General features: G+C 47.8%; 28 protein-coding genes. 13 read left to right on the top strand and 15 right to left on the bottom strand.

The window, feature by feature from the left end; all coding sequences use genetic code 11:
* Window positions 1–442: 442 nt before the first annotated feature.
* Window positions 443–1,471, top strand: coding sequence for a DUF5677 domain-containing protein (locus DD606_RS04515; RefSeq protein WP_129258291.1), 1,029 nt, complete (start codon window positions 443–445; stop codon window positions 1,469–1,471).
* 170 nt (window positions 1,472–1,641) lie between these two features.
* Window positions 1,642–3,975: a YecA family protein gene (locus DD606_RS04510; protein WP_219824221.1), complete on the top strand. Its 2,334-nt coding sequence runs from the start codon at window positions 1,642–1,644 to the stop codon at window positions 3,973–3,975.
* Window positions 3,976–4,201: 226 nt separating this feature from the next.
* Here the strand turns inward: DD606_RS04510 and DD606_RS04505 are convergent, their stop codons facing one another.
* The 4 genes from DD606_RS04505 to DD606_RS04490 form a co-directional block, all read right to left on the bottom strand.
* The gene (locus tag DD606_RS04505; RefSeq protein WP_129258289.1) at window positions 4,202–4,888 is read right to left on the bottom strand and encodes a replication protein P; all 687 of its coding nucleotides are present in this window, start codon (window positions 4,886–4,888) and stop codon (window positions 4,202–4,204) included.
* On the bottom strand, window positions 4,885–5,802 hold the full coding sequence (locus DD606_RS04500) for a replication protein (RefSeq protein ID WP_176691434.1): 918 nt from the start codon (window positions 5,800–5,802) through the stop codon (window positions 4,885–4,887). Before DD606_RS04500 ends, DD606_RS04505 begins: the two co-directional genes overlap by 4 nt.
* Before the next feature lie 84 nt (window positions 5,803–5,886).
* Window positions 5,887–6,438 (bottom strand): toxin YdaT family protein, encoded by a 552-nt coding sequence (locus tag DD606_RS04495; RefSeq protein WP_129258287.1) that lies wholly within the window; start codon window positions 6,436–6,438, stop codon window positions 5,887–5,889.
* Between the two features lie 2 nt (window positions 6,439–6,440).
* Entirely contained in the window at window positions 6,441–6,668 is a 228-nt protein-coding gene (locus DD606_RS04490) for a YdaS family helix-turn-helix protein (protein ID WP_033486903.1), read from the bottom strand.
* Window positions 6,669–6,772: 104 nt separating this feature from the next.
* Between DD606_RS04490 and DD606_RS04485 the strand changes: the two genes are divergently transcribed.
* The 4 genes from DD606_RS04485 to DD606_RS04470 all read left to right on the top strand — a co-directional run bounded on the left by DD606_RS04485 (window position 6,773) and on the right by DD606_RS04470 (window position 8,734).
* Complete coding sequence (locus DD606_RS04485; RefSeq protein WP_126522960.1) at window positions 6,773–7,156, top strand: helix-turn-helix domain-containing protein; 384 nt, start codon at window positions 6,773–6,775, stop codon at window positions 7,154–7,156.
* 216 nt (window positions 7,157–7,372) lie between these two features.
* The gene (locus DD606_RS04480) at window positions 7,373–7,801 is read left to right on the top strand and encodes a hypothetical protein (RefSeq protein ID WP_126522958.1); all 429 of its coding nucleotides are present in this window, start codon (window positions 7,373–7,375) and stop codon (window positions 7,799–7,801) included.
* Complete coding sequence (locus DD606_RS04475) at window positions 7,791–8,243, top strand: helix-turn-helix transcriptional regulator (RefSeq protein WP_050515878.1); 453 nt, start codon at window positions 7,791–7,793, stop codon at window positions 8,241–8,243. The genes DD606_RS04480 and DD606_RS04475 overlap by 11 nt, the downstream gene beginning before the upstream one ends.
* Window positions 8,243–8,734 (top strand): hypothetical protein, encoded by a 492-nt coding sequence (locus DD606_RS04470; RefSeq protein ID WP_129258285.1) that lies wholly within the window; start codon window positions 8,243–8,245, stop codon window positions 8,732–8,734. Before DD606_RS04475 ends, DD606_RS04470 begins: the two co-directional genes overlap by 1 nt.
* A 401-nt stretch (window positions 8,735–9,135) precedes the next feature.
* On the opposite strand, the gene DD606_RS04465 is transcribed toward DD606_RS04470, so the two are convergent.
* Window positions 9,136–9,636, bottom strand: coding sequence for a hypothetical protein (locus DD606_RS04465; protein WP_255573079.1), 501 nt, complete (start codon window positions 9,634–9,636; stop codon window positions 9,136–9,138).
* Window positions 9,637–9,863: 227 nt separating this feature from the next.
* Here DD606_RS04465 and DD606_RS25890 point away from each other — a divergent pair, with 227 nt between their 5' ends.
* From DD606_RS25890 to ttcA, 7 genes are all read left to right on the top strand, one after another.
* A complete protein-coding gene (locus tag DD606_RS25890) occupies window positions 9,864–10,028 on the top strand; it encodes a YdaE family protein (RefSeq protein WP_176691433.1) in 165 nt (54 codons plus the stop codon).
* A gap of 138 nt (window positions 10,029–10,166) precedes the next feature.
* Entirely contained in the window at window positions 10,167–13,439 is a 3,273-nt protein-coding gene (locus tag DD606_RS04460) for a RecE family exodeoxyribonuclease (RefSeq protein WP_129258283.1), read from the top strand.
* 9 nt (window positions 13,440–13,448) lie between these two features.
* Window positions 13,449–14,534, top strand: coding sequence for a RecT family recombinase (locus DD606_RS04455; protein WP_129258281.1), 1,086 nt, complete (start codon window positions 13,449–13,451; stop codon window positions 14,532–14,534).
* 38 nt (window positions 14,535–14,572) lie between these two features.
* Window positions 14,573–14,815 (top strand): DUF4060 family protein, encoded by a 243-nt coding sequence (locus tag DD606_RS04450; RefSeq protein ID WP_020882485.1) that lies wholly within the window; start codon window positions 14,573–14,575, stop codon window positions 14,813–14,815.
* 64 nt (window positions 14,816–14,879) lie between these two features.
* Window positions 14,880–15,092: an excisionase family protein gene (gene xisR, locus DD606_RS04445; RefSeq protein ID WP_014884030.1), complete on the top strand. Its 213-nt coding sequence runs from the start codon at window positions 14,880–14,882 to the stop codon at window positions 15,090–15,092.
* A 1-nt stretch (window position 15,093) separates the two neighbouring features.
* Window positions 15,094–16,332, top strand: a complete 1,239-nt coding sequence (locus tag DD606_RS04440; protein ID WP_129258280.1) for a site-specific integrase — start codon at window positions 15,094–15,096, stop codon at window positions 16,330–16,332.
* Window positions 16,333–16,379: 47 nt separating this feature from the next.
* Window positions 16,380–17,315, top strand: a complete 936-nt coding sequence (ttcA, locus tag DD606_RS04435; RefSeq protein WP_129258278.1) for a tRNA 2-thiocytidine(32) synthetase TtcA — start codon at window positions 16,380–16,382, stop codon at window positions 17,313–17,315.
* A gap of 43 nt (window positions 17,316–17,358) precedes the next feature.
* Here the strand turns inward: ttcA and dbpA are convergent, their stop codons facing one another.
* From dbpA to DD606_RS04385, 10 genes are all read right to left on the bottom strand, one after another.
* On the bottom strand, window positions 17,359–18,732 hold the full coding sequence (gene dbpA / locus DD606_RS04430; RefSeq protein WP_048244253.1) for an ATP-dependent RNA helicase DbpA: 1,374 nt from the start codon (window positions 18,730–18,732) through the stop codon (window positions 17,359–17,361).
* A gap of 57 nt (window positions 18,733–18,789) precedes the next feature.
* The gene (locus DD606_RS25885; protein WP_015570430.1) at window positions 18,790–18,942 is read right to left on the bottom strand and encodes a hypothetical protein; all 153 of its coding nucleotides are present in this window, start codon (window positions 18,940–18,942) and stop codon (window positions 18,790–18,792) included.
* 274 nt (window positions 18,943–19,216) lie between these two features.
* On the bottom strand, window positions 19,217–20,200 hold the full coding sequence (zntB, locus tag DD606_RS04420) for a zinc transporter ZntB (RefSeq protein ID WP_032609311.1): 984 nt from the start codon (window positions 20,198–20,200) through the stop codon (window positions 19,217–19,219).
* Window positions 20,201–20,290: 90 nt separating this feature from the next.
* Entirely contained in the window at window positions 20,291–21,421 is a 1,131-nt protein-coding gene (locus tag DD606_RS04415) for a methyl-accepting chemotaxis protein (RefSeq protein WP_022651306.1), read from the bottom strand.
* A gap of 316 nt (window positions 21,422–21,737) precedes the next feature.
* Window positions 21,738–22,226, bottom strand: a complete 489-nt coding sequence (locus DD606_RS04410; RefSeq protein ID WP_129258276.1) for a hypothetical protein — start codon at window positions 22,224–22,226, stop codon at window positions 21,738–21,740.
* Window positions 22,227–22,254: 28 nt separating this feature from the next.
* Window positions 22,255–23,571, bottom strand: coding sequence for a VasL domain-containing protein (locus DD606_RS04405; protein WP_129258274.1), 1,317 nt, complete (start codon window positions 23,569–23,571; stop codon window positions 22,255–22,257).
* A 23-nt stretch (window positions 23,572–23,594) separates the two neighbouring features.
* Window positions 23,595–24,050 carry a type VI secretion system baseplate subunit TssE gene (tssE, locus tag DD606_RS04400; protein WP_045895854.1) on the bottom strand — a complete coding sequence of 152 codons (456 nt, stop codon included), beginning with the start codon at window positions 24,048–24,050 and terminating at the stop codon, window positions 23,595–23,597.
* Window positions 24,051–24,467: 417 nt separating this feature from the next.
* Entirely contained in the window at window positions 24,468–24,767 is a 300-nt protein-coding gene (locus DD606_RS04395) for a hypothetical protein (protein ID WP_223307880.1), read from the bottom strand.
* Between the two features lie 76 nt (window positions 24,768–24,843).
* Window positions 24,844–25,827 carry a DUF6402 family protein gene (locus DD606_RS04390; RefSeq protein WP_063444238.1) on the bottom strand — a complete coding sequence of 328 codons (984 nt, stop codon included), beginning with the start codon at window positions 25,825–25,827 and terminating at the stop codon, window positions 24,844–24,846.
* A 4-nt stretch (window positions 25,828–25,831) separates the two neighbouring features.
* A partial coding sequence (locus DD606_RS04385; protein ID WP_129258272.1) for a DUF2345 domain-containing protein occupies window positions 25,832–26,421 on the bottom strand: 590 nt, incomplete at its 5' end.

The raw sequence follows: 26,421 nt of genomic DNA, 5'->3' as shown, positions 1-26,421 counted from the left end.
TCCCAGTTAATTAACACGCCGCAAAGTTAGTAATACGACTATTTGGCTGCGAGTTCAACTGCTTACCTCCGCTCCTCGTTCACCGCACACCTTCAGCCTAGCCATCTTGTTCGCGTCGTGCCAGAAGCGAACAAAGTTGACATCATCATTTGCCTATCCACGCGACGCCAGCTAGTTTGGGACGGGAGAGAGTAATCAACAGTTGTCGCCCTCTACCAGCGCCATCGGAGACTCATAAGTGTACCCACCGTAAGTTACAGTGGCTTCAGTCAGTTAGTTTTTACAAACCACATAAACAGTTGTATTATTTGTTAAACAACATTGTTTTTTACATGATTTTCTCAAGTCAAATTCAAGCTTAAATGGCATGATTTTAATGATGTTTTTTATGAAAGGTGTTATTTTTTATTTTTAACAATTGCTCATGCAACTTAGGTGCAGAATGGAAACTTTTCATAATATTTTTTTGAAAAATCTTGATAGTCTTTTAGAGGCGCAGTCAGAATTATCAGATGACTTCGATTTAGAAGGAAAAATAAATAATATAATACCCAAGATAGTAGATCTTATGAGATCTTCTTTAATTGGCTCAACAGAAGAGATGTTGAGTGAAAATCGCGCACGTTCGAAAGAGTTTTTTCACCAAAATCACGTAAAATGGGGGGTTGGATTTGATTTACTTGAGGCAATGATAGTTCTCTGTACGGAGTCTGGAGCCGAGTTTAATAGTTCTTACAGACCTAAGGCTGTTTTAGATGATAATTTAGTCTTTGAGATAGTTGTTAGACACCACGCTAGAGCCTGTCAGATTTCACAAGAGATATTATGTCTTTTAAAACATGGGTTCGCAGATGCAGCGCATGCTAGATGGAGAGCCCTACATGAAGTCAATATCACTGCTATGTTTATTTCAAAACACGGCCAAGAATGTGCAGAGCGTTTTTATCTCCATGATGTAGTAGATTCTTATCATGGAATGGTTGAACATAAAAAATATGAACATAGACTTCAAGCGAAGGGGCCAAAAAATGAGGATATTGATAAATGTAAAGAGCATTTCAATTTTCTAATTAAAAAATATGGCAAGAAGTTTGCTGATAATTATGGGTGGGCATCCTATATTTTTCCTAACCATAATAAACTTGGTTTCGGTGCAATAGAAAAAGATGTTCAATTAGAACATATGCGTCCATATTACAAGTGGGCAAGTCAGAATATACACGCTGGCGCTAAAGGAATGAGAAACAGACTTGGTCTCTCTCATTCTTCAGATGATATATTATTGGTTGGTCCTAGCGATGCTGGGATGACTGACCCTGCTCATGCAACTGCAATTAGTTTAATGCAAATAACCACCACATTATTATCTCTTGAGCCTACTCTTGACCATATTGTAGTGACCAAGATAATTCAAGAATATACAGATGATATTGGGGCCGCATTTGTGAAAGTTGATAAAAGTTGCGAATGAGAAGTTGTGAAGTGTTTTGTTGAGGGGTGGTTATTATCTCGTTTTAACAAATAATATTAGGTTGATTAGTTTTTAAAAATAAAAATTAGAATTTTGAGATCTAGATTTGGTTTACATATGTAAAATGGTAGTAATATTTAGTTAACTTTATACTTAAAAAGGCAATGCCCATGATGTTTGCAGAAAGGAAAGAAAAAGTTGCAGAGTCAGGTGTTAAGCTCCTTGAGGAAATGGAAGCGACAGCATGTGAGATGCGAACTCTCATTGCAAGTATGCCGCCTGAAGATTTAATCGGATATATTTATGCTCAATTCATGATGCATGCGGCTTCTGATAGTCAGGATAAAGATACTGCAGATACCAAAGATTTAGTGAACGATAATCAATTCCTTCTTGAATATGTGCACGCCGTGCTTGCGACAGACATTCCTCCTAAGGAAATTAGTTTTGATGAAAAAAAATGTAGTTATTTATTTAGCCTAAGCAGGGATTTACGTCAGAAGGCTATGCTATACGCAATAGCATCTTCACTTGAAGCAAAAGATAGCATTTTTGGGCCTGATACATCGACTATAGAGTTCCATTCAAAAACAGCATGGGTAATGCTTAGAGGGAACCGCTATCAAGTTTTAGAAGAAGAGTTTTATAGGTACGTACTTTCGCCACATGATGATATTTTAAAAGAGGTCTACGGAGCAAGTGGAGATGAGATAGCTCACGGTATTCAATCCATGGCCAATGCTATTCGTACAGGTCATACAAATGCTTTTGAAGAAATGATGATGCAGTTTATAGAAGTGCAAGAAATTGCTTCGCAACAGAAAAAAACCATAGAAGAGGTTATGGCATCATGGAAGGAAGAAAATGGAGAAAAATTAAAATCTGCTAGTCAAGCAGCTAGTGATATGTTCCGGGGGGGGATTACCAACGTCAGTCTTCATACTGGGTTACCAGACAAATTATTAGCGGATTTAGCCTATCAACGCGGGGAGGATACGGAATTCTTTGCCATTGGAGATTTTTCTGGCACTCCTTATAGAACTCTGCCTGCAAGGAAAAAACCTCTTATTAAACTCGATGCCGGTTATTATGCTGTAGACCCTTGTTTCATGCGTGATGCAGGATATCGGGCACTTCTACATAATCTTTTGCAGCGAAAGCCTGAATACAAAAAAGAATTCGAAGAACGTCAGAAAACGATGAGTGAAGGTGCATTCTTTGACATTTTGAGAGCACAATTTCCAACCGCTAATGTTTACCAAGAGATTTATTATAAGGATCCAGAAACAAATCAATGGTCTGAAAATGACACACTAATATTAATGGATGATGTGCTATTTCTTATAGAGGCTAAGGCTGGTGCTGCAGCAACGATTGCTTCACCTGCAACAGATTTTAAAAGACACGCCCAATCTGTACAGGATTTGGTAATCAAAGCATACAAACAATGTGAGCGTTTTTTTAACTATTTGAACTCAGCAGATGAAATCGTTATTTATCAGTTAGTAAACGGTAAGCACAGAGAGTGTGGTAGAATTAAAGCTTCGAATTATAGAGTAATGTTGCCTATCGGATTAACTGTTGAATCATTTTCTCCATTTTCATCTTTCTGTAAGCAGTTGCCACAAATCACACCTCTATTAGGTAAATATGGATTTGTATCCATGTCGATTGACGATTTGTTTGTTCTGAAGCGTTTTCTACCTTCTCCTGGGGAGTTTTTACATTACATGGAGGTGAGGCAGTCATTTGCAAATGTGAAAAATGCGTTTCTTTATGATGAATTTGACCACTTGGGATCATATATAACTCAGAATCGTTTTGACTTAGTTAGCATTGAAAAGTTGGCAAAAGAAAAAGGCAGTATGCTTCTGTGGGACGGTATGAGTAGTGTCATTGATAAGAGTTTTGAAGGACTCGATTGGGACACTAAACCATTACCTACTCAGGATTTTCCAAAGGAAGTGAGAGATTTGCTGGAAGCACTTGATTCCACACGTGCACCAGGTTGGCTAGCAATAGACAGCCATATCAGAAACTACGATGCACAAACGCGATCTACTCTTGGAAATATGCTTAAGAGGCTAGGTGATAGTTTAGATGAACATCCTGCACGCTATTTCTTGATTGGAAATGATGAAGAATCTTTGTTTGTTTGGATGCAAAATTACGAGAATGAAATAGACTGGCTGAAAGTTAATGATAAAGCAAGTTCAATGGCTCTTAACATTAAAGATGCTGCCAGACATAATTTTGTTATTGTAGAAGTGGATTCTGAAGGGAATTACATCAAGGCTTTTGGCATTAATGTTATTGTGCCTCAAGTGAAAACCGATGAAAATGCTCACATCTTCGAAGATGCTGAACGATTGATGAACTCTAGCGGTTCTGATTCAAATTTTATAATGTCTTCAATAAAACCGGAAGACTTCGGTAAAGTTGGCCGGAATGAAACCTGCCCTTGTGGAAGCGGTAAAAAGTATAAAAAGTGTCATGGCCGCTGAATTCTAAAAATCATGTAGAGAGAGCCCATTTTATGGGCTCTCTGAAAGCAAGTCTTAAGTTGAATTCGAATTTTAGTGGATGAATTTATACACTCTTTAGTAAAGTTACCTTGATGGGGGTACTTTTGGGGGTATCTCTAAGATGTTGAAATCAAACTTTCTTTTATATCATGCTATTAGGTTGTGTGATTTGTTCCTATTACCCTCATAACAGACCATTTCTTCGCTATAACGCCCCTTCAGCCTTCAACCGCTCATATTTAGCTTTCAAAAGCTCAGCAGGTGTCGGCCCCTTCGGCGATACTGGCGCAGCCAACGCCCTCCGAACGGGCGGGATCGGCTTCCCGGCCAGCACCCGCTTTTCCCACATAGCCAGAATTTCTCCAGCTTCACGCTCGAGTTCTTTCTGGCTCAACTGCCCATCAGTTCCGCGGCGCCGCAGTTCCAGACAGATGTGGTAAAAAACCGGCTTCGGCCAGGGATACTGCTCACTGCTCGGGTACCGGAACACCAGCTTACGCCACTTCCAGTACTCAGTCATGACGTCAGCGGTGGTGATCCCCAGCACGCAGCGCCCTTCCCTGCACCACTTGATGAACTGGCCTGGCGAAGGCAGGAACGGGCGATCCTGGCGACGCACCATGCGCATACCGGCTTCAACCTGCTCCAGAGTGGTGATCCCGTTTTCTTTGAAGGCCAGCACCCACTGACGGCGAATCTCGTTCACGTCTTCCTGGCTGCGATTAACCAGGCTTGCTGGGAACGCGGCGGCCAGCTGTACGAATAGCCCATTGATAATCTGCGCCACCTGCTGCGTTTGTTCGCGTTCGGTGTACTGCTCAGGCAAGTTGTGCGCCACACGGCGAGCCTGTTCCCGGTCAAAATTGCGAATGCTCTCGGCAAGGTTTTTCATTCCAGCACCCCGTCAATCCAGTCGGTGTTATGCAGGTCGATACCGCCCCGGGATGGTTTTACCGCTCCGGTTGCGCGCAGCCGTTTGGTGGTGAGCTGATCCCACTTTTTACGAAGACTCGAAGGGCTCAGGATGTTGTCTTTCCAGAACTCGTCCCTGTTGGCCCACTGGAACAGGTCACAAATTTCGTAGTGCGTGCGCTTGTCCTGGACGCGCATCAGCCTGATGGTGTTTGCCCATTCAGCCCAGTTGGGCTCAGATAGCGATGCGTTGACGGTGAGAAGCCTGTCGTAAATCCAGCGAGCCGCCTTGAGGTCGTCAGCTGATCCCCATGATTTACCTGCCGGGGTGTATATCCCGGCGGCAGCTTCTGGATGGCGAGAGAGAAACTTTTGAGTTTTCTGGTTTCGGGATTCGTCAGAATTCCGAGACGAGGATATTTTAATATTGTTCTTGTTATAGTCTTGGGTGTCTACCGTTTCCGGGAAGGTTTTTCCCGTTTTCGGTAACACTTTTCCCGATTTCGGGAAGACTTTTCCCGTTTTCGGTTTGTCTAAAATCCATGCTAAAAGGTCAGTATTTATACCGACCGTTTTCATTACGCCCTGCTTTTGACTGAAGATAATTTTGCGTTCAGCGAGCGATTTGAGCGCATCAGAAACATGCGAATCACTCAGCCCTGTAAGCTCGGCGATAACTGTGTTCGTAACGCGGTCTTGTTTCTTGTTCCAGCCGTAGGTAAGCCAGATCACCGCCTCAAAACACTGCCACTCCCGGCCTGACATTCTCAGACGAGGCTTGAGCTGTTGGATCTCGTTAGCGACCTTGGTATACCCGTTCGACAGGTCGGCCATACGACCTCCCGGTTGTTCAGTTCTGTTGGGAAAATTGATAATTTCAGCTGTGTTTGACATACTTAGCTCCGCAATTACACTCCGTTTTTGCACCTGAAAGCCGTTGGTGTTCGAGCACCGCGGCTTTCGCCTTTTCTGAAGTCTTCACACTGCCCCCAGCATGGTTGTGACCATCGCCAACAGCGGCGCCGTAAGGTCCGGATCGATCCTGAACATCTCAAAAATCCCCTCTCCTAACTCCTTCAGCTTTTCCTTCTTCGGTGCATCGAGCATCAGAGCTTGCTTCGCCTCACTCACCTCTTTTTCCAGCCTAGCCATTCGATAAGCAAACGAGTCGTTCTTTACGACACGGTCGCGGTACCGAATCGCTAATACAGACATGATCGCGGGCAAGAGCTGTTCGACGTTCTTTCGGTACGATGCGGAGTCTTCTTTGTTGTCCAGCCATCGGAACAGCTTCACGTTCCAGACATCGGCTTGGCCTGAATAATCCACGCCATCAAGTTGTATTTCTTTCGCCGCTTCCTGGATTTGAAGCGCAACAGCTATGCGCCCTTCTGCCGCTGCCCAGGCTCGGACCGCTGAGCAGATATCTCGATGATCAATATCCTGCGCTGCCGGTTCGCTTTGATGACACGGGAATATCAGTCGATTAGAGGAAGCTCTGCTACTCTGTTGAAATGAAACAGTTTGCATTGTTAAGGCTCCTGTTTAGGTAAACCATCAGTAGGGTTCGGGTAGAGATCGGGGCGTAGCTCGTGGGGTGTCACGCCAGTTATTTTGAAAATTGGTAGAACACGCTCAGCAGGAACTACACCCTGATATCGATTTTTCCAGCGACTAACTGACATTGGTTTGATTCCAAGTAGAAAGGCTAGCTTTGTCGCATTACCAGCCCTATTTATGGCTTTTGTTAACCCATTCATCTTGTTCTCCGCTATGAATGCAAATCAAATTAAGCCCCAGGCTTACATTAATGTCAAGCCCCTGGCGAATTTCCAAGTTTAAGCAAAAGGCTTATTCTTTAACTATGAAAGAGAAAATCTTACTTAATCCGACGCTTGTTCAACGCTTGTCCGAATTGAACGGGCGAGGTATGACTAAATCCGATATGGCAAGGGTTGCTGGTGTAACACCGCAATCTGTTAACGGCTGGTTCAAAAAAGGGGTTATAAGTAAAAAATCAGCGCTTGCAGTTGCTGATGCTGCTGGAGTATCAGTACCTTGGCTGCTTGGTGAGAATGTGGATGAAAAAGAAGGGCTCAAACCGGACGAACAGAGAATGTTAGAGCTCTATAGACAACTTCCAGAAGAAGAACAGAAAAATATGTTGCGTATTTTTTCACTTCGCCTTAAAGAGCTCGACGAGATGTACGAAAAGTACATGAAAGGACGGATCCGTTCACAGCAGTGACGTATAGTCCCCCATGAAATCTGTTGCTATGACTTATGTGTTCTTTGATAAGCGTTAGATAAAGATGAACATTTTTTATCAATATAAACATATAGATATCTCATGTCATTAAGTCTTTTTTCGTATAAAAACAGTTGATACTTTTTGTGCGAAACGGTAGCCAGCAAACTTGACATTGCAGAGTTAACATATATATTAACTGACACGAGGTCACTGATGAGCAACGATGAGTCGCCATCCAAATGTCCTAACTTGATTGTTGGCTCAATGCTACGAGTCGTCCATTGCGAAGGGGCTTGGGACACATTTATCGAGGCTTTAAATAGCGTATCTGCAAGTAAACGAGACTCAGTAAAAACTCAAATGGATCTGTTGGTTAAGCGGTTATCCGATGGGGGAAGACTATCCAAAGACTCTTTTCCGCCTGAAGGCCCTCTTCCCTGTCGCCCCGGAAGACCGGCAAAACAGTTTTACGCATTCAAAAAGATTCCTATTCGAGCTTATGGTTGGTTTTCAGAAAGGTATGAAAAAACGTTTTTCATCAGCCATTACATCTATAAGAATCAAGATAAGCTCGCACAGAAAGATACAACAAAAGTCCAAGGGAATTGGACGAGAATTGAGGTAGACGGCGATGAGAAATGACAGTCTTTATCATACTGAAGTTGAAATGCATTCTGAAGAACACAAGCGCCTCTATGCAGCCGAAGAATTAACGTTTAATGTCACTGAAGATATCCTGATCCAAATGGAAGACAGAGGTGTATCTAAATCGGATCTTGCAGAGAAGCTCGGAAAAACAAAAGCTTACATCTCACAATTGCTAAGTGGTTCTAGAAACATGACTTTACGAACCCTTGCAGATATTTGTTTTGCTTTGGATATTAAACCAACTGTTTGTTTTGAAGAAGAAGCAACCACCTCTATAGAATCAAAACCTATACTGTTGAAAGAAACTTGTGGCTGGCAAGATGTTGTTAATGAATTCAATGGCTTTACTGACACCCTGCTTCAGGGAACTAGTACAGTAAATAAATCCAACGTTATTGTAAGGGCCCAGAAAGAGTTCTGGAGCAAAGCTGCATAATGAAGGAATCACTAAAGGTAGCAATTGAAAACTTGGCAATACTGTCAGTTCATTTACGTAATGCTAAGATTGAAATGGATGATTCATATAATTTCCTTAACATTAATTCTATTCCAAGGAAGAATCAGTCGTTTAGAAATGTTGTAAAAATTGAGTTAATCGAAATGGTTCGTGAAGATGATCCGAACGATAAAAAACTCTTTTATTCATTTCTTTATGATGTGGGCGCTCGCCTTGTCACACCTGAAAGTGATGATGATGGCAAAGATGATGATGCGATACTTACTATTGAGTCTTGCTTCGAAGCTATTTACTCAGCAAAAAAAGAGCTTGGAGAAGAAGAACTTGAAGCATTTGGTGCTAATAATGTCGGTTATCATGTTTGGCCGTACTGGAGAGAATATCTTCAATCAACATGCTCCAGGTTAGGAGTTAATCCTATAAGAACCCCTTTTTATGACATGAAGAAGTCAGACATCCGAAAAGACTAGTACACAGCGACCCGGCCAATGGCCGGGTTTTTTGTATTCATTTCCATATCTCTTACCTCAAATCACTCCCTGTAAACCAACGGTCAGTTCTTCAGTACTTTGCCGGCTTTTACAACCCCAAAATTATCGAAATCATCACATTTAAGCCTAAAACTTAGCTATCAACTTCGCCCTGAGCTTGACATTAATTAAGCCCAGAGCTTAATATCACTACACCAAGACGCACTACGAACCACCCAGGCAGGACGCCCACGAAGTAGTCGCCGACGGCATACGAATAGTCGGATGAGGTGGAGAGATTAACGCGCATCAGGTGTAAACGTTCCGCTGGCCGGCGATAAGGCATAAAAAAGCGCCCAAAAGGACGCTTAGCTCTTTAAAAATCTGGGTATCCCTGAATGTCAGCTAATCCAGCTGGTATCAAGAGTGTAGTTAGAGGTATTCATCGAGTAAGAGGCATTACAGTTATGGCAAATAGATTGGTGAAAATAGCATCTGGCATGAGCGTTATAGTACGGCTCTCCAGTAGGCTGAAGTATCGATACTATTCTCTTTGTAAAACACTGTGGGCAAAGATGCACCGTTACCTTCTTTTCACCCACAATTTGCTCCTTCGAATACACAAACGTACCAGATTCAAGTTGATTGAAAACATAACCTTCAGTCTGGGATTGAAAATCTTCGTACTCTGCAATTTTTGCTTTGAGAAGCATTGCTTCTTCTTCACGTTGACGGATCACGTCACCGAGCGAGAAGCACTCCGCCTGAAGTGTAATTAACCTGTTCTGAAGCTCAATCGTGGCAGCTTTAACTTCCGCATCAGTTTTTGCATCGTTGATGACTTTGGCTAAACCTGCGGTCTCTTTTATGGCGGCCATGGCAGCTGATAGTTCGGCAATCACTACGAATACTCTTCTTGTTGATGGGGATATCCAGATTAAACGAATCCTTGTTGTTGGGGAATAGCAGGATCCACCGAGCCTGATGTGGTCAAAAGACAGGCATTACAAGGAGATCAAAGTGATTGATTACGCACGTAAGCCATCACGGCAGCAGGCAGTAAAGCTTAACTGCATCGAGGTGATTCTTCGCCGCCTGTGCTATCTGCTGGCGCAAAAGGGGAATCCAGATGTGTAACTCAACGAAATGTGGGTACTGCGGCAAGCCGGTTGAACCGGAGAAAGTAGTCAAAAGTACCCTTCTCTATCGCAACGGCGCACAACTGGCGCGCAAAGAAAAAGAATACTGCTCTGTACGTTGCGCTTCGTTCGACCAGATGGCCCACGAAGCATAACGAAAACCCCGCGCAAGGCGGGATTCACGTCCGGTGCCACCGACCAAAGTTACACCGGAATTTATACCAAACCAAAAACATACCCAATGGGCGCTATCTCTGGCCCGGGGATCTTACATCCAAAAATGAGGATCTGACATGGAATTTTTCTATGTAGTTAAGGCTACGCAGAAATCTGGCAAAGAAGACGCAGTGATTTGGTTCACTGCTAAATCAGAAGCCCGTGCAAACCTGCAGCTCGATGTTGAGTTAGAAGATGCTGGTATTGAAACCGGCCGCGGTAAGGATTACGTCAAACCGGTTCGCACCGATTTCCCGGTGTATAACGACCTCCCGGAAGAAAGCACAGTGGATTACACCTGGTGCAAACGCTACGAACTGCAGGACGATGGACGCACCTGGCTGCCAAAGGCTGGTGCTGAGTTGACTGGATCAGCGGACACCACTGCCGCACCGGAAACGACCGTTAAAGTCGAAACTATCGTCGAAAGTGTCCCGCTTGAAAACCGCACTCCAGCGGTCCGTTTTGCCGTCCATCTGACCAGCGACAAATACCAGTCACATATCACTAAAGAGCAGCAACTGGCTGCCAGCGAAATGTCACTGGATGAAGGCAACACCTATCTCCATAACCTGCTGCTGGCGAAAAACGGCATCCCAGAAGTAGCCGAACTCAGCCTGAACGCTGAGTGGAAACTGGTTCAGGCGATTAAGCAGGTATTTGCGCCAGATGAAGAGCACGAAGTAAAGCTGCTTGCTGCTTTCATGGCCGACTGGTTGAGAGTAGAGGCAGGTGACCGCAATGAGTTAGTTAGAGAGTGGAGAAGCGGAAAGCTTACACTTCTCAAATCAGAAAGCACCAGCGAGACCGGCGTTACAACCGATCAGGATCCAGAACCCGATAACGGTATCCAGATTGACGAGAATGATGACGAAACCACACGTTATCCAGTCGTTCGTATGCCGTTCCGGAAGCAGCTACTCGCCCAGTTCACCGCCAACGAACTGCGCCACCACTTAACCCGCGAAGAATACGAAGGTATCAGCGCGCTGGAAATGGACACTGACAACGGCTACGTCCAGAACCTGCTGCTGGCGGCAGAAAACTGCAAAGAGGTTAAGGGTTACGATACCAAAGACCTGTGGCGCTACACCGAGGCCATTCGCAAGGTGTTCAGCCAGGAGAAGCGTCACGAACTCGCTTTGGTTCTCCGATTCACCAGAATCTGGGCGGCGACTGATTACATTGACCGCGGCATTCTCGTTCGCGAATGGGCTGTAGGTAATCGCATCAGTAATATTCAGCGCACTGATTCTGGTACCAATGCAGACGGCGGCTATGTAACGGATCGCGGCGAAGGCGCGCACCACACTCTGGACACTCTCGATCTTGAAATCGCATGTGCCCTACTGCCTATGGACTTCCACCACTTCGAAATTCCTTCGAGCGTGTTACGACGTGCCAAAGAAATCGTGGCTAAGAAAGAAGAGCCATGGAAATCATGGAGCGCCATCTTGCGTAATCAGCCGGGCGTACTAGCGGTGAACCGTGCGGCAATCTTCAATCTGATCCGCATCGCACCAGAAAACATTCATCACACGCCAGCGGCTCATCTTGAGTTTGTGAATAAAACCATGACGGCTGAGTTTAACTCTGCTGTGGAGTTGCTGCCGCTGTCTACTCCGGCTGTTGAGACCGAAGCACCTGTTGAACAACCGCAGGTTGAAAATCTCGGCAGCGGCATGTTCTCCATCGATGGCCTGATGTGTGGAAATACCGAACCGGTCATCAATACCTCCTCAAATGATGTTCAAAAAACGGAAAACGCAGCGGAGACCACCAGCAATGTGCAGATGGAAACGACTCAGCCAGAGAAAGTCGAAAATACTGATCCGGTACAACCAGGCGAAGGCGCTGATGCAGCTGATACGCAAGCAGTTACCGTAGCACCAGCAGAGATACTTGCCGCTGCCGCGCCAAGCCTGGCGAATCAGGAACAGGCGAGCGTTGACCATAAAACAGATTCAGCCAGCCAGAATAGCGTTCCTGCACACCAGAATGAGCCAGAACCGGCACAAAGCGAGCCAGAACTGCAGCAGGGAGAACCAGCTGTTGAATATCCTGCTTATTTTGAGCCAGGCCGCTATGAAGGTCTGCCGAACGAGGTTTACCACGCCGCCAACGGTATCAGCTCCACCCAGGTGAAGGATGCCCGCGTGTCGCTGATGTATTTCAATGCGCGCCACGTTGAGAAAACCATAGTCAAAGAGCGATCCGCGGTGCTGGACATGGGTAACTTGGTACATGCGCTGGCGCTGCAGCCTCAACAACTGGACGCAGAATTCAGCGTTGAACCGGTAATCCCGGAAGACGCATTCACAACGGCCGCGACCTTGCGCGCCTTTATCGATGAGTACAATGCCAGCCTGCCGGTGCTGCTAAGCGCGGACGAGATTAAAGCGTTGCTTGAAGAACATAATGCAGCCCTTCCCGTTCCAGTGCCGCTTGGCACGAGCCTGGAAGAAACGGCTCAAAGCTATATGGCTCTCCCTGTTGAGTACCAGCGTATTGAAGAAGGCCAGAAGCAGACAGCAACAGCAATGAAGGCATGCATTAAAGAGTACAACGCCACCCTGCCCGTGCCGGTTAAAACCAGCGGCAGCCGTGATGCGTTACTTGAGCAATTAGCAATCATCAATCCAGACCTGGTGGCGCAAGAAGCGCAGAAACCGACACCACTGAAAGTGTCCGGTACCAAAGCAGACATGATCCAGGCAGTTAAATCAGTTAAGCCCGATACCATCTTCGCCGACGAACTGCTGGATGCCTGGCGCAGCAACCCTGGCGAAAAGATATTGGTTACCCGCCAGCAGTTGGCCACAGCGCGGGCAATTCAGTCTGCACTCCTGGGGCACCCGACCGCCGGCATGCTGCTGACACATCCAAGCCGCGCCGTTGAAGTGAGCTACTTCGGCTTTGACGACGAAACAGGTTTAGAGGTGCGTGTACGCCCTGACCTCGAGATTGAACTGGACGGCGTGCGCATCGGTGCTGACCTGAAAACCATCAGCATGTGGAATGTGAAGCAGGAAAGCCTGCGCGCCAGGCTGCACCGGGAAATCATTGACCGTGACTATCACCTGAGCGCGGCCATGTACTGCGAAACCGCGGCGCTGGACCAGTTCTTCTGGATTTTCGTCAACAAAGACGAGAACTACCACTGGATCGCCATCATCGAGGCGTCAACCGAACTGCTGGAACTGGGCATGCTCGAGTACCGCAAAACAATGCGCGCCATCGCATCCGGATTCGACACGGGCGAATGGCCAGCTCCGATCATCGATGATTACACTGACGAACTGAACGACTTTGACATGCGCCGCCTCGAAGCGCTGCGCGCTCAGGCTTAAGGGGGATTTATGCATAACACTAACGTTGCCGTTGCTGATCAGAACACCGTTATTAACTCCAACGTGGCTTTGTTCGATTCCCAGTATCTGAACGCCATCAGCACGTTCGCGCAGATCATGGCGCAAGGCACCGCTACCGTTCCTAAACACCTGCAGGGCAACCAGGCCGACTGCATGGCTGTAGCGATGCAAGCAGCACAGTGGCAGATGAATCCCTTTGCCGTGGCGCAGAAAACACACCTGATTAACGGTGTGCTCGGGTATGAAGCGCAGCTGGTTAATGCCGTCATTTCACGAAGCGGCGTGCTGGCCAGCCGCTTTGAGTATGAATGGTACGGGCCATGGGAAAAGGTCGTTGGAAAATTCAATATCCGTAAAGGCGACAAAGGCGAGTACCGCGTTCCGGGTTGGACCCTGGCTGACGAAGCCGGGATCGGCATCATTATCCGCGCAACGTTGAAAGGTGAAGATCAGCCGAGAGAACTTGATTTACTGCTGGCTCAGGCCCGTACCCGAAACTCTACCCTTTGGGCTGACGACCCTCGCCAGCAGTTGGCGTACCTGGCAGTCAAACGCTGGGCGAGACTGTTCTGCCCGGATGTGATTCTGGGAGTTTATACCCCGGATGAACTGGATGATCGCCGTGAAGAGCGAGAGGTAAACCCGGCACCGGCGCAGCACGTTAGCCTCGCTGACATTTCAAGTGACAACGTCACTACTACTCAAACGGCTCAGGAATCAGCTCAAAACATCGATGCACTTGCTGATGATTTCCGTGATCGCATCGAGGCGGCTCAGGATGTGGATAGCGCTAAAGCTCTGCGCGCAGATATTGAAACCGTGAAAGCAACGCTGGGTTCTGCCCTGTTCACTGAGCTGAAAAACAAGGCCGTGAAGCGTTATTACCTAGTTGATGCACGGAACAAAGTCGAAGCAGCCATCAATTCCTTGCCACCTTCAGATGAGCCCGATGCAGCTGCGCGGTTCGCAGAAGTAGAGCGCGTTCTTGCATCTTCGAAACGACATCTGGGCGACGAGCTGCATAGTCAGTTCAGCATCACCCTGGCGGATATGAAACCGGAATACGTGGACTAACGAGATCGGGAGGGGAAACTCTCCCTCAAGGAGAAGAAATGCGACTGATTAACCGAGGCAGTAAGCAATCCCCTTTGGCTCGCCAGGCATGTGAAATCGCACTCGCAGCCCACCAGCAAAGATACGGCGACTATGGGCGCAGCAAGATGAAAGAGACCTATACGGTGAGAGTGGAAGGCGTGAAGGTCTGGGTTGAAGTGGTCAACTGCAAGGCAAGCTACGTGGCCACGGCAATGACCGGCATGCGCCGACTGCGCTCCCTGCCCGGCCAGGCAAACTGAAACTGAAATATCAACGACTGAAGACCGGCATATCTATACTCATGCCGGTTACCTTAGGTGAACCATGTCGCAGGTAATTTTTAACGAAGAATGGGTTGTTGGCGCAAGGCTCACAGAAAAAACTGGCCTGACCGAACGACAGATTGAGAAGTATCGCCAGGGCTGCTGGGTGGAAGGAGTCCATTTTAAACGGGTATCTCCTTCAGGAGAAAAAACCTTGCGTGGCACAACCTGGTATAACTATCCGAGAATTAATCAGTTAATAAGGGATGCGTAAGATGGCAGCTTTGCCTACAGGTGTCGAAATCAGAAACAATAAGATTTGCATCTGGTTTATGTACCGGGGAAAGCGTTGCCGCGAAATTCTAAAAGGTTGGATTAACACCCCGGCGAACATCAAAAAAGCCGGGAATCTTCGGGCTGTGATCGTTAGCGAGATCAACCTTGGAGAGTTTGATTACCACCAGCGCTTTCCTTCATCTTCCAGAGCAAAAAAAACCGTAACCACTGTTTCAGTTCAAACCTTTTCAGAGCTGTGTGAACTGTGGACGAACATTAAAGAAACAGAAATTAGCGCGAATACGATGCGTAAGACGCGCTCACAACTCGGTACGTTAATGCACATCATTAACGAAGACACGCCGGTTTCAACTATACGGCACAGCGACATTCTGAAATACAGAAAGGAACTATTGAACGGTGAGACACTTTACCTGGCAAATCCCAGAAGCAACAAACAGGGACGCACTGTGCGTACCGTGAATAACTATATATCGCTACTGTGCTCCCTTCTTCGGTTTGCACACAAATCAGGCTTTATCAATGGCAAGCCCTTCGAAGGGATCAAGAAATTACACAAAGGGAAAGTTAAACCGGATCCTTTAACGAAGCAGGAGTTTAGTTTGCTTGCGGAATCCGAGCGTGGCCAAAGCCTGAATATGTGGACGTTCGCAGTATATACTGGCGTCCGTCATGGAGAGCTCGCAGCTCTTGCCTGGGAAGATATTGACTGGGAAAAAGGTACAGCCCATATAAAGCGCAATCTTAATGCGTTGGGCATGTTCGGCCCACCAAAAACCGAAGCAGGTAACCGGGTTATCACCCTATTAGAGCCGGCACTTGAAGCCTTGAAAGCACAGCGTAAGCTGACAGCACTACAGCCTAAAACCGAAATTGTCTTTAATCATCGCGAGTATGGCGCAGTGGAAAATCAAAGCCTGCGATTCGTTTTCATACCCCGGATGCGCAAAGGAGAGCAGAAAGCCTACTACTCTTTATCAAGCATCGGTGCGAGATTCAACGCAGCTGTAAAACGTGCTGGTATTCGCCGCCGGAATCCGTACCATACGCGGCATACTTTTGCCTGCTGGCTTTTATCTGCCGGCGCTAACCCGTCTTTCATAGCCAGCCAGATGGGGCATGAAAACGCGCAAATGGTTTATGAAGTCTACGGTGCGTGGATTGAAGAAATGAATGGCGAACAGGTGCTGATGCTTAACGATAAGCTCGCACGCTGAAAAATTTGCCCCTATTATGCCCCTATTGGCTCCGAAGGTAGTAATAAATGCAACAAAATCAAGAATTTAACAAGAAAGAACAATACAACCTGAATAAACTGCAAAAGCGACTGCGCCGTAACGTGGGCGAAGCCATTGCAGACTTCAACATGATTGAAGAAGGCGATCGCATCATGGTCTGCCTGTCGGGCGGTAAAGACAGCTACACCATGCTGGAGATCCTGCGTAATCTACAGCAAAGCGCACCGGTGAACTTTTCCCTGGTCGCGGTTAACCTCGATCAGAAACAACCTGGCTTCCCGGAGCATATCCTGCCGGAGTACCTTGATAACCTGGGCGTTGAGTACAAAATCGTAGAAGAGAATACCTACGGCATTGTTAAAGAGAAGATCCCAGAGGGCAAAACGACCTGCTCGCTCTGCTCACGTTTGCGTCGCGGCATTCTGTACCGCACCGCAACCGAACTGGGTGCCACCAAGATTGCGCTTGGCCATCACCGGGACGACATTCTGCAAACGCTGTTTCTGAATATGTTCTACGGCGGCAAAATGAAGGGAATGCCACCGAAGCTGATGAGCGACGACGGCAAACACATCGTGATCCGCCCACTTGCCTACTGCCGCGAGAAAGACATTGAGCGTTTCTCTCAGGCCAAAGCCTTCCCTATCATTCCGTGCAATCTGTGCGGCTCACAGCCGAACCTGCAACGTCAGGTCATTGGCGACATGCTGCGTGACTGGGATAAACGCTATCCGGGCCGCATCGAAACCATGTTCAGCGCCATGCAGAACGTGGTGCCTTCGCACCTCGCCGACGTTGAACTGTTCGATTTCAAAGGGATTAACCACGGTTCAGAGGTGGTGAATGGCGGGGATCTGGCGTTTGATCGCGAAGAGATCCCGATGCAGCCTGCTGGCTGGCAGCCAGAGGAAGAGGATGCGCAATTCGATGAACTGCGCCTGAACGTGGTAGAAGTCAAGTAACCTGGCAGCGTCTCAGATATCGTTTCTGAGACGCGTTTTAAGCTTACTTCAGCAGTCGAACGCGGCAGGTTTTCCCTTTAATCTTCCCGCCCTGCAACTGTTTCCAGGCCTTATGCGCAACCGACTGGCGAACCGCTACGTAGACATGCGCAGGGTGGACCGTGATCTTGCCAATATCTGCCCCGTCGAGACCGATATCCCCTGTTAACGCCCCCAGAACGTCACCGGGACGCATTTTGGCCTTTTTACCGCCGTCGATGCACAGGGTGGCCATTTCCGCCGCCAGCGGAGCGATGCTGATATTACCTGGGGTATTCACCCAGTTGAGTTTCAGTTGCAGCATTTCCGAAAGAATATTAGCGCGCTGCGCCTCTTCAGGTGCGCAGAAGCTGATGGCGAGACCACTGTTACCCGCACGCGCAGTACGCCCGATGCGGTGGACATGCACTTCCGGATCCCATGCCAGTTCGAAATTCACCACCAGCTCAAGCGATTTAATATCCAGGCCACGGGCCGCCACATCCGTTGCAACCAGCACGCGAGCGCTGCCGTTAGCGAAACGCACCAGCGTCTGATCGCGATCGCGCTGTTCCAGATCGCCATGCAGCGATAATGCGCTCTGTCCGGCATCATTCAGGGCATCGCACACCGCCTGACAGTCTTTTTTGGTATTACAGAACACCACGCAGGACGCTGGCTGGTGTTGGCTCAGCAATTTTTGTAGCAGTGGAATTTTGCCCTGCTGCGATGTCTCGAAGAACTGCTGCTCAATCGCCGGCAACGCATCGACAGTATTGATTTCAATGGTCAGCGGGTTCTTCTGCACGCGCCCGCTGATCGCCGCAATCGCCTCAGGCCAGGTGGCAGAAAAGAGCAGCGTCTGACGCGTGGCTGGCGCAAAGCGGATCACTTCGTCAATCGCATCGCTGAAGCCCATATCCAGCATGCGGTCAGCTTCATCCATCACCAGCGTTTGCAGTGCATCGAGTGAAACGGTGCCTTTTTGCAGGTGATCGAGCAGACGGCCCGGCGTTGCTACAATGATATGCGGCGCGTGCTGAAGGGAATCGCGCTGCGCACCAAACGGTTGCCCGCCGCAGAGCGTTAAAATTTTAGTGTTAGGCAAAAAACGCGCCAGACGACGCAGCTCACCCGCGACCTGGTCGGCCAGCTCGCGCGTCGGGCAGAGTATCAGGGACTGAGTCTGAAACAGGGTTGCATCAATGTGTTGTAACAGGCCTAGCCCGAATGCAGCCGTTTTTCCACTGCCGGTTTTCGCCTGCACGCGCACGTCACGGCCTTCAAGGATAGCCGGCAGCGCGGCGGCCTGGACAGGGGTCATAGTGAGGTAGCCCAACTCATTCAGGTTACTCAGTTGGGCTTCAGGCAGAACGTTCAGCGTGGAAAAAGCGGTCACAATATACTCTCGTGGTAATGATTGCAGTCAGATGGCGCGTATCCTCGCAGATCTGCGCTAACGATGCGACAATTTAATCGGTTCTTCATCCGGCGGTGGATCAGGCATCGGCTGCGGACGTGGGACAGGGTCAGGTATCGGCGTCGGATCGGTGGGCACCGGATCGGACTGCCAGGTGTTCAGGCGTTGCAGGGCAAGTAGCATACTCATCTTTTCCTCCAGATTAGGGTGCTGACCCCTAAAGGGTAGACGCAGATAGACAGGAGGCAAAAAAAAGCCGACTATGAAGTCGGCGTCGTACGAATCAATTGTGCTATGCAGTAATTCAAAAAAAGGAAGTAAGACAATATGGAGCGCAACGCCCATCGCTTGACGTTGCATTCACCTGCGGGAGTAATATTGCACCTAACATGGTCGGAGTTTATTGACTTCGCTCAATTAAAATGTCGTTTTGAAGCCGACTCTGCCACAGAAAAGCGTAAATTTACAGCCATTTACTACGATGCAACCACCACGCAACACCGCCAATCAAAACCACTAACATGACGCAAAATGTCGTGAAGCCATAGTGATATTCACCGCCGGGGATCCCTCCGAGGTTTACGCCAAACAACCCCGTCAGGAAGGTACTCGGTAAAAAGACCATCGCCATCAGCGACATGGTGTACGTTCTCCTGGCTAACGACTCCTGCATTACCTGGGCTATCTCATCCGCCATGACTGCCGTTCTGGCAATACATGAGTCAATCTCGTCCAGACCACGTCCGAGCCGGTCAGCGATATCCTGCATTCTGCGGCGCTGATCGTCGTTCATCCAGCTCATGCGTTCGCTGGCCAGTCGCGCATAAACGTCGCGCTGGGGGGTCATATAGCGGCGCATCACGATGAGCTGTTTACGCAGCAACGCCAGAAAACCACGTGGGGGGATTTGCTGATCGAGCAAGTTATCTTCCAGATCGATGATTTTATCGTGAAGTTCTTCTATAAACTCGCTGGCATGATCGGTCAACGCATCACACACATCCACCAGCCAGCTGCCGCAATCCGTTGGTCCCGTGCCCTCTTTCAGATCGTTAATGACGTCATCCAGCGCCAGCACTTTTCGCTGGCGGGTGGAAACAATCAGCCGTTCATCCATATAAACACGCATGGCCACCAGCTGATCCGGACGCTCATCCGTACTGCCGTTTATACAACGCAGCGTAATTAACGTCCCCTCACCCATCCGGCTGACGCGGGGTCTGAGACTTTCTCCCGCCAGCGCATCCCGAACGTTGTTGGGCAATAGCGGCGTGGACGCGAGCCACTCGGCGCTGTCCGGGTGCGTGTAGTTGAGGTGCAGCCAGCATGGATGTTCGTTGTCGATATGATCCTGATCTTCAAGCGGCCTTGCGCCGCCACGTCCATCAAACACCCATGCAAAAACTGCGTCAGGTACGTTAACCTCAGACCCTTCGATGCTCTCCACAGCGCCTCCACCGTTTTATCTCTTTCGGTGTCAGTCTAGCTTTCGCCGAGGGTTAAGCAATAATTATGTGAGGCATCGTCCTGAATACGCTCAGGAATTCACCGCCCATTCGCGGCTTCTTAACGCATTGTCAGCCTGGAGCTCATTTTCCAGACGGAAATTACGTGTTCGTGTCTGGAGCTCAATCACCTGATTGCGCAGCACATCTGACGATCCATTGAGTTCTTCAACCATCGACACGTTGCTCTGCGTTACGCGTTCAAGCTCAGACAATGCCTGCGTAATTTGTGAAATACCTTTTTCCTGTTCTGATGTTGAGGCGGATATTTCATCCATCAGTCTGCTCACATTGCCCGAACCGGTAACAATATCATGCATATTTTTTTCGGCTTCAGAGACCACGTTAACGCCCTGTGTCACGTTATGGCTGGTAACTTCAATCAATGACTTAATATTTTTTGCCGCTTCGGCGCTACGATGCGCAAGGCTTCTCACTTCGCCCGCGACCACAGAAAACCCTTTACCATGGTCGCCCGCTCTTGCCGCTTCAACGGCGGCGTTAAGCGCCAGAATATTGGTCTGAAAAGCGATACCGTCAATCAGCGAGATAATCTCTGTCATTTGCTGGGCGCAGTCGGTAATCGACTGCATATTGTTCGCGACCTGCCCCATTAACTCTCCGCCTTTACGCGCCTGCAACGTCGCGAGATTCGCCTGTTCGCTGGCTAAACGGGTATTGTCGGCATTATTTTTTGTACTTGCAGCCATCTCTTCCATGCTGGCTGCCGTTTGCACCAGCGAAGCTGACTGCTGTTCTGTTTTGACGGAAAGCTGCGCGCTGCGTGAAGAGAGTTGATCTGACAGGGTCATCGCGGTTTGCGAGGAGGCGCGGATCTCACGGACCAGCGTTGCAATGTTGCTGGAGAGACTATTAATCCCCGGGATCAGACGTCCCGCACAGTTGTTGCCAAATTCAGGTATCGACACGCCAAGTTTGCCTGACGTCACTTCTTCAATACTTTTTTTCACAGTATTGATCGGCGTCACAAGATATTTTGTCATGTACGCCCAGAGTAAAAATAATGCGATGAATTGTACAATTATGACTGCAATAAAAAGCGAAGAATTCCGTGAAAATAGCGCTATAACTCCATCACTTACCAAAAATACACATAAAAGGAAATAGACAATGAACGTTCTGACACTAATATTTCTTAGCATACGTTTTCCTGGGGCATTATATTTTGGTTGGCATTAAGGGTTATAGCATTGCCATACGAATTTGTCCTCACGTTCGTCGCTGGTTTGTTGTTTTGCAGTTTGATTTGTGCAGTTTTACTTAAGGCGGATAAAAAGCATGTGTTACGGTAAATATCTGGCTTGTCGTTTGGTTACTGATACTCCTTCAATAACGGTAATTATATATTTAAGGAGAGATACTGTAGAGTGCCGATGTTTAGTGGTGCTTAATAAGTTAACGTAGTTAATATATATTAACTACGTTATTGCACGCCCCTTCCGTTAGGGTGGCTGACGTTCAGGCCAGACAGTCGATAGCCTGGAAAAAACAGTCCTCAGTCATGAGGATATTCTCTTTTGCACTTTGATGCCCGCGACGAATATACCAGCCTGCTTCAGGCGCCATGCTTAAATGGAATATCCTGGCCCCCGACAGACTATCGGGGACAGTAATACTCATCGTCACACACCCCTTCTCCGCCCCCCTGATCACCTGTTCTGGCATAATGGTGACGCTGCGATCCCCATTTTGCAAAATGATCGTCGTAATAGCATAACGACATATACCGCTACTAAGGCTGTAGCCAACCGTACTTAAATCGGTGATATGTTTTTTAGATAAAAATATTTCAATACCAGAACCTTCAAACCATGTAATGATTTGCTGCGCAAGATCCTCCATCCGCTCACAAAACGCCCTGACTTCGGCCTCAGCCGTATTAACATTGATCGGTTTGTCCCCGATACTCTGTTGCACTTTCTTAAAAAAACGCTCTCTTGCTGACATGTCAACTCCGTGTTTTTCGCCAGTCTCATTACTCTTTTTGGTGCTTCAGCAGAGCATAGCTGGCAATCAACTGCTGAAGATGCTGTTCGGTCTGGTTTAGCTGCGCTGCTGACAGGGGTTGCCCGGCAGGTAAAATAGAAAGCAGACGAAGCTGCTCCTCAAGCGGAACGGTATGGCTGAAGGACTGCGACATGGCAAACACGGCTGATTTCAGTTCACTCACCGTCATGTACTTCCCCTTCTGTTCATCCAGCGCGTTCAGCCTGTTCGTCAACTGCTGTAACTGCGTCATCCCCTGATGCCAGCCATTCAGATCTGACTCTGCAAGCCCGGCAACGCTAATCTGCGTGTGCCACTGTTGCGCCAGGGATTTGGCCTCTTCAGGCCACAGCGTCAGCGCCTGCTGCACCAGACGGTCGCCGTAGCTTACTGCCCAGTCTGGTTTCAGATGTAAAAGCTGCGCTAACATCTGCTGTGTCTTACTGATCCCCGGTTCAGGTGGCGGTGACGTTTGTTGCAGCGCCTGCAACTGTGCTGTAGAGAGTCCTTCAGGTATAGGAGCCAGGGACGCGGCCAGCTGCATTTTCGCCGAATCTGGCGCATGCATCATCTGCCATGCCACTGCGACAACACTGGCAGCCACCAGCATGGACAACATACCCGCAGCAAATGGCTTCCACTGCTTCAGGGATACAGGAGGCTCTTTATTCAGCAACGGCTCGGGCTGAACCACATAAACCCTTTTACAACGCTCTGTCGGTTCTGTGAGGTGGAGTTCCGCGGCCCCCACCGCGTTCCCCGGCAGACTTACGCCCGTATTTTCGCTGTTTTCCAGACGCACTGCTGCGTTCTGCATCATCGAGCGCAGGGCATCAAGCTGAGCAGCATGCTTAAGTTCGAGGCGCTGCAACATGTCACTCAGAGCCTTCAGATTCTCCTCAGCCTGATAAAGCTGCCCTAAATCGGCATGCGTCAACGTCAGCGTTCTCATCACCTGTTGCAGGCGTTTGCTCAGTGCGCTGAGGATTTCAACTCGCGCATGAACAGGCTGTGGCCAGAGGCTACCCCACTGACGGACGACCAGGGCAGCCAGTAGCGCCAGCCCTTCATTCATGCCGTAGAGTCCGGCAAGATGCGTGCGGGCGAGCGTATACCAGGCAGCCGTTTGTAGCTCCACACCGTTATGCTCGAACAGTGACAGACAGAGCGTTTCCGCATGTTGCCAGTTAACATCCGGGCGTGCCGGATGGGTGAGCTTGTTCATTTCGTCGCGCAAGGCAGCGTAATCCGCAAGCGTGCGCGGATCCCCGCCGGTTTTAAGTTGGCGTTCAGAATTTATTGTCATAACTGTTTTAACCTGAGTAATAACTAGATGGCGGCTCGTGCATCGAGGTATTGCTGTTGTTTCAGATGACGGATTAATACCCTGCCCTCGGGCATAAATTCCGTGCCGTAGCGCACCAGCCCGACCCCCTTCAGCTCCGCATCAATGGCGTAGCGGAGTTCACCGGGCTGAATCTGTTCCTGCATCACCACATTAATCCGGCTCAGGCGCGGCTCGTATTTCAGCAACACAGCCGACAGTGTGGTGATCAGCTGGTGGGCGGTCCCGGGCATTCCCTGGAGGATTTTTGTCATATCCGGCAGGCCGTAGTCCGGCAGGTGAGCCAGCGTACCGGCGCGGCAGTTGAGTACCCGCTGCATATTATCGAGTACCGATAAAATCACCTGATTCTGTTCGCTGACCTGGTTGAGGCTCAGGCCTCCTGAGAAATTACCGCTCAGCATTTCATAAAGCGATGGCGTGTTGTGTCCCTGTGGCATCAGTCATTATATGAACACATTCCGTTTGCAAAGCATCCATTGTTTAGACATTGACGGGTAGGGTTCAGCATCATTCCTGGCTTATTTGCAGCTATAACGCTGCCAGCCCTAATGTAATTCGCTGACTCCCCCCTTATTTCCTTTGCGGCTTTAAGCCCAGTGACTGATTCAGGTGTAGTGAGTCCTGGTCTTACCTGTCTTTGTCATTACACTGGCCGCCAGAGCAACCTTTCAGTATTCACCCATTTGTTAAGAGTTTATATTCATCCGTATCAGCGATTAGTATGACCGGATACTGATATGATCCTTACCGTACTTATGGTAATAAGTCGCTATAGCCCATCCTATTTCATTGCCTTAATCGCGTTTCCAGGTCAATTCTGACCAAGGGGGCGGAGGGGATTGGCATTTTAAACGTTAAGCACACTCTGGAATTTTCCATCCAGCCCACCCTTCACTTGTTGGATACATTGCATATTGCCCGTGCCATTCTGGTGCAACCGAATCAGAGAACTGAGCTTGCCAAAAGTGCCATGCAGAGCTTTTTATTTTATTCCCATTGGAATCATATACAACAAAAAAAGATTGGTTGGAAAACAACCGTAACACTCTCCCGATACCACCATATGGTCGATAGTCAGGAATATAAGTAGTCAGTTCGCATTTATTATCTCGACTCCATATAGTATCATTCTTGATTGCGTTTTGATAAGCCATGGTCTTAATCACCATTAGCAAAACGCAAAAGAAGAAAACTGATATCAACATGAAGCAGCACGTTTTTTTTATAAAGCTATGCATTTATATTCACCTCTTTCCAGTAAATATATTCCTCCATATCTACCTTATTCAAATGAATGATAATGTTCGTAGGGATTTTTTTCACCGTCGAGTATACGAAAAAATCTCCAGTTTTATTTTCGCCCTTATATTTTTCCCGGTATCTCACAAAAGATGAGTTAGTAACTCTAAAGTATCTACAGTCACCTTCATCAATATATTCTTTTTTCAATAGTTCACTTATAATCCCTGGTTTGATGACACCATTCTCTCCCCAATAGCCTAACGGTTGATCATCACCATCATTCATAAACTCGTAGGTATCCCTAACGTACAATCCAAGCTCTTTAATTTCTAACCTCATAAAACCATCAGTATCTTTCGTGACATTAAGTTCTGTAAACGCAATTTTGATTATGAAAGAACCAAGAGCACCATACACATCATCCAGGGTATCTGTTGCTTTTTCCCACAATGTACTACCAATTTTTATAAAGTTAAATTGACTTGTTTTATCAAGCTCTATTGCTGACAGATTGCCATTATTTAAATAACAGTCCTTTATTTCATTATCAATAAAAAGACCTAATTCATCCAATCTGTTAATGATATAACAAAGGCCATTAGACAACTGTTGTGAGATTTGTTTTTTTCGCCCCAAATAGTCATTATACTCAATGACATTCGATACTTGCTCCACAAAAGCATCGTAAATTGGCTTGATTCGTAACGAAGACGTTAGTAACCAGTCAAAGTCCAAATCTTCAATGATGTGACTTTTGTCCACAGTATTCACATCAACTTTATTTAGCTTCTCTTCACGTGACATTTCGTAATATGGATCATTGAACCATTTTCGCATGAAACGTGCTGACACTGACCAACCTTTTTTCTCCATCACATCCGGGATGTCAGTTATTTTGAAGATTTTGACCGGGACTGTTTGTTTACTTTCACTTTCATTTGTTAACTTTGATTTAATTTTTACATTCGCCACAAAATCACCCTATAAATAATGAATCTTGTTCTAGAACATTTAATTCCACTTCAGCCTCATCGGGATGACTAACGAAACTTGTGAAGCCCTTCTTGCATGTAGTCCCTTTAACGACCGAGCCTGTAGGTGAGGTCAATTCATATCCAATATTTGATATTGGCTCTTGGGTTCTATTATCTACAAGAATAAAACTCCTACGGAAAACATCTCCTGGCCCAGGTAAGAATGGGAGTTCTGGAGACTGAGCATTACTTCCCGCCACCATCGTCCTTTTCACCCGGCGCAGGTAGGTCGCCGTCGTGCCGTACTCGATTTTCCCCGCCTCCAGCCGCAGATAACTCCCGCCCCCGATGAGCGTGATGCGCTTTTTCCCCGCAAACGTGATGTCGCTCGCGGACGACAGGGTGAGCTTCTTTTCCGCGAACAGCTGCATTCTCCCGTTCTGCGCCTGCATCTCAACCGGGCCTTCACTGGCTTTCAGGCTCAGCTGGCCCGTTCTGGCAAACAGCCCGAGCTTTTCCCCCGACAGCGCCGTCATGTTGCCCATGACACCGGCACTGATATCCCCTCCGGCGTTAACGGCGACGTTTTTTG

The sequence above is a fragment of the Enterobacter cloacae complex sp. GF14B genome (assembly GCF_004136805.1).
Lineage (GTDB): Bacteria > Pseudomonadota > Gammaproteobacteria > Enterobacterales > Enterobacteriaceae > Enterobacter > Enterobacter hormaechei_C.
The sequence above is the reverse complement of the archived record's forward strand: the minus strand, read 5'-3'. Positions and strand labels throughout refer to the sequence as shown.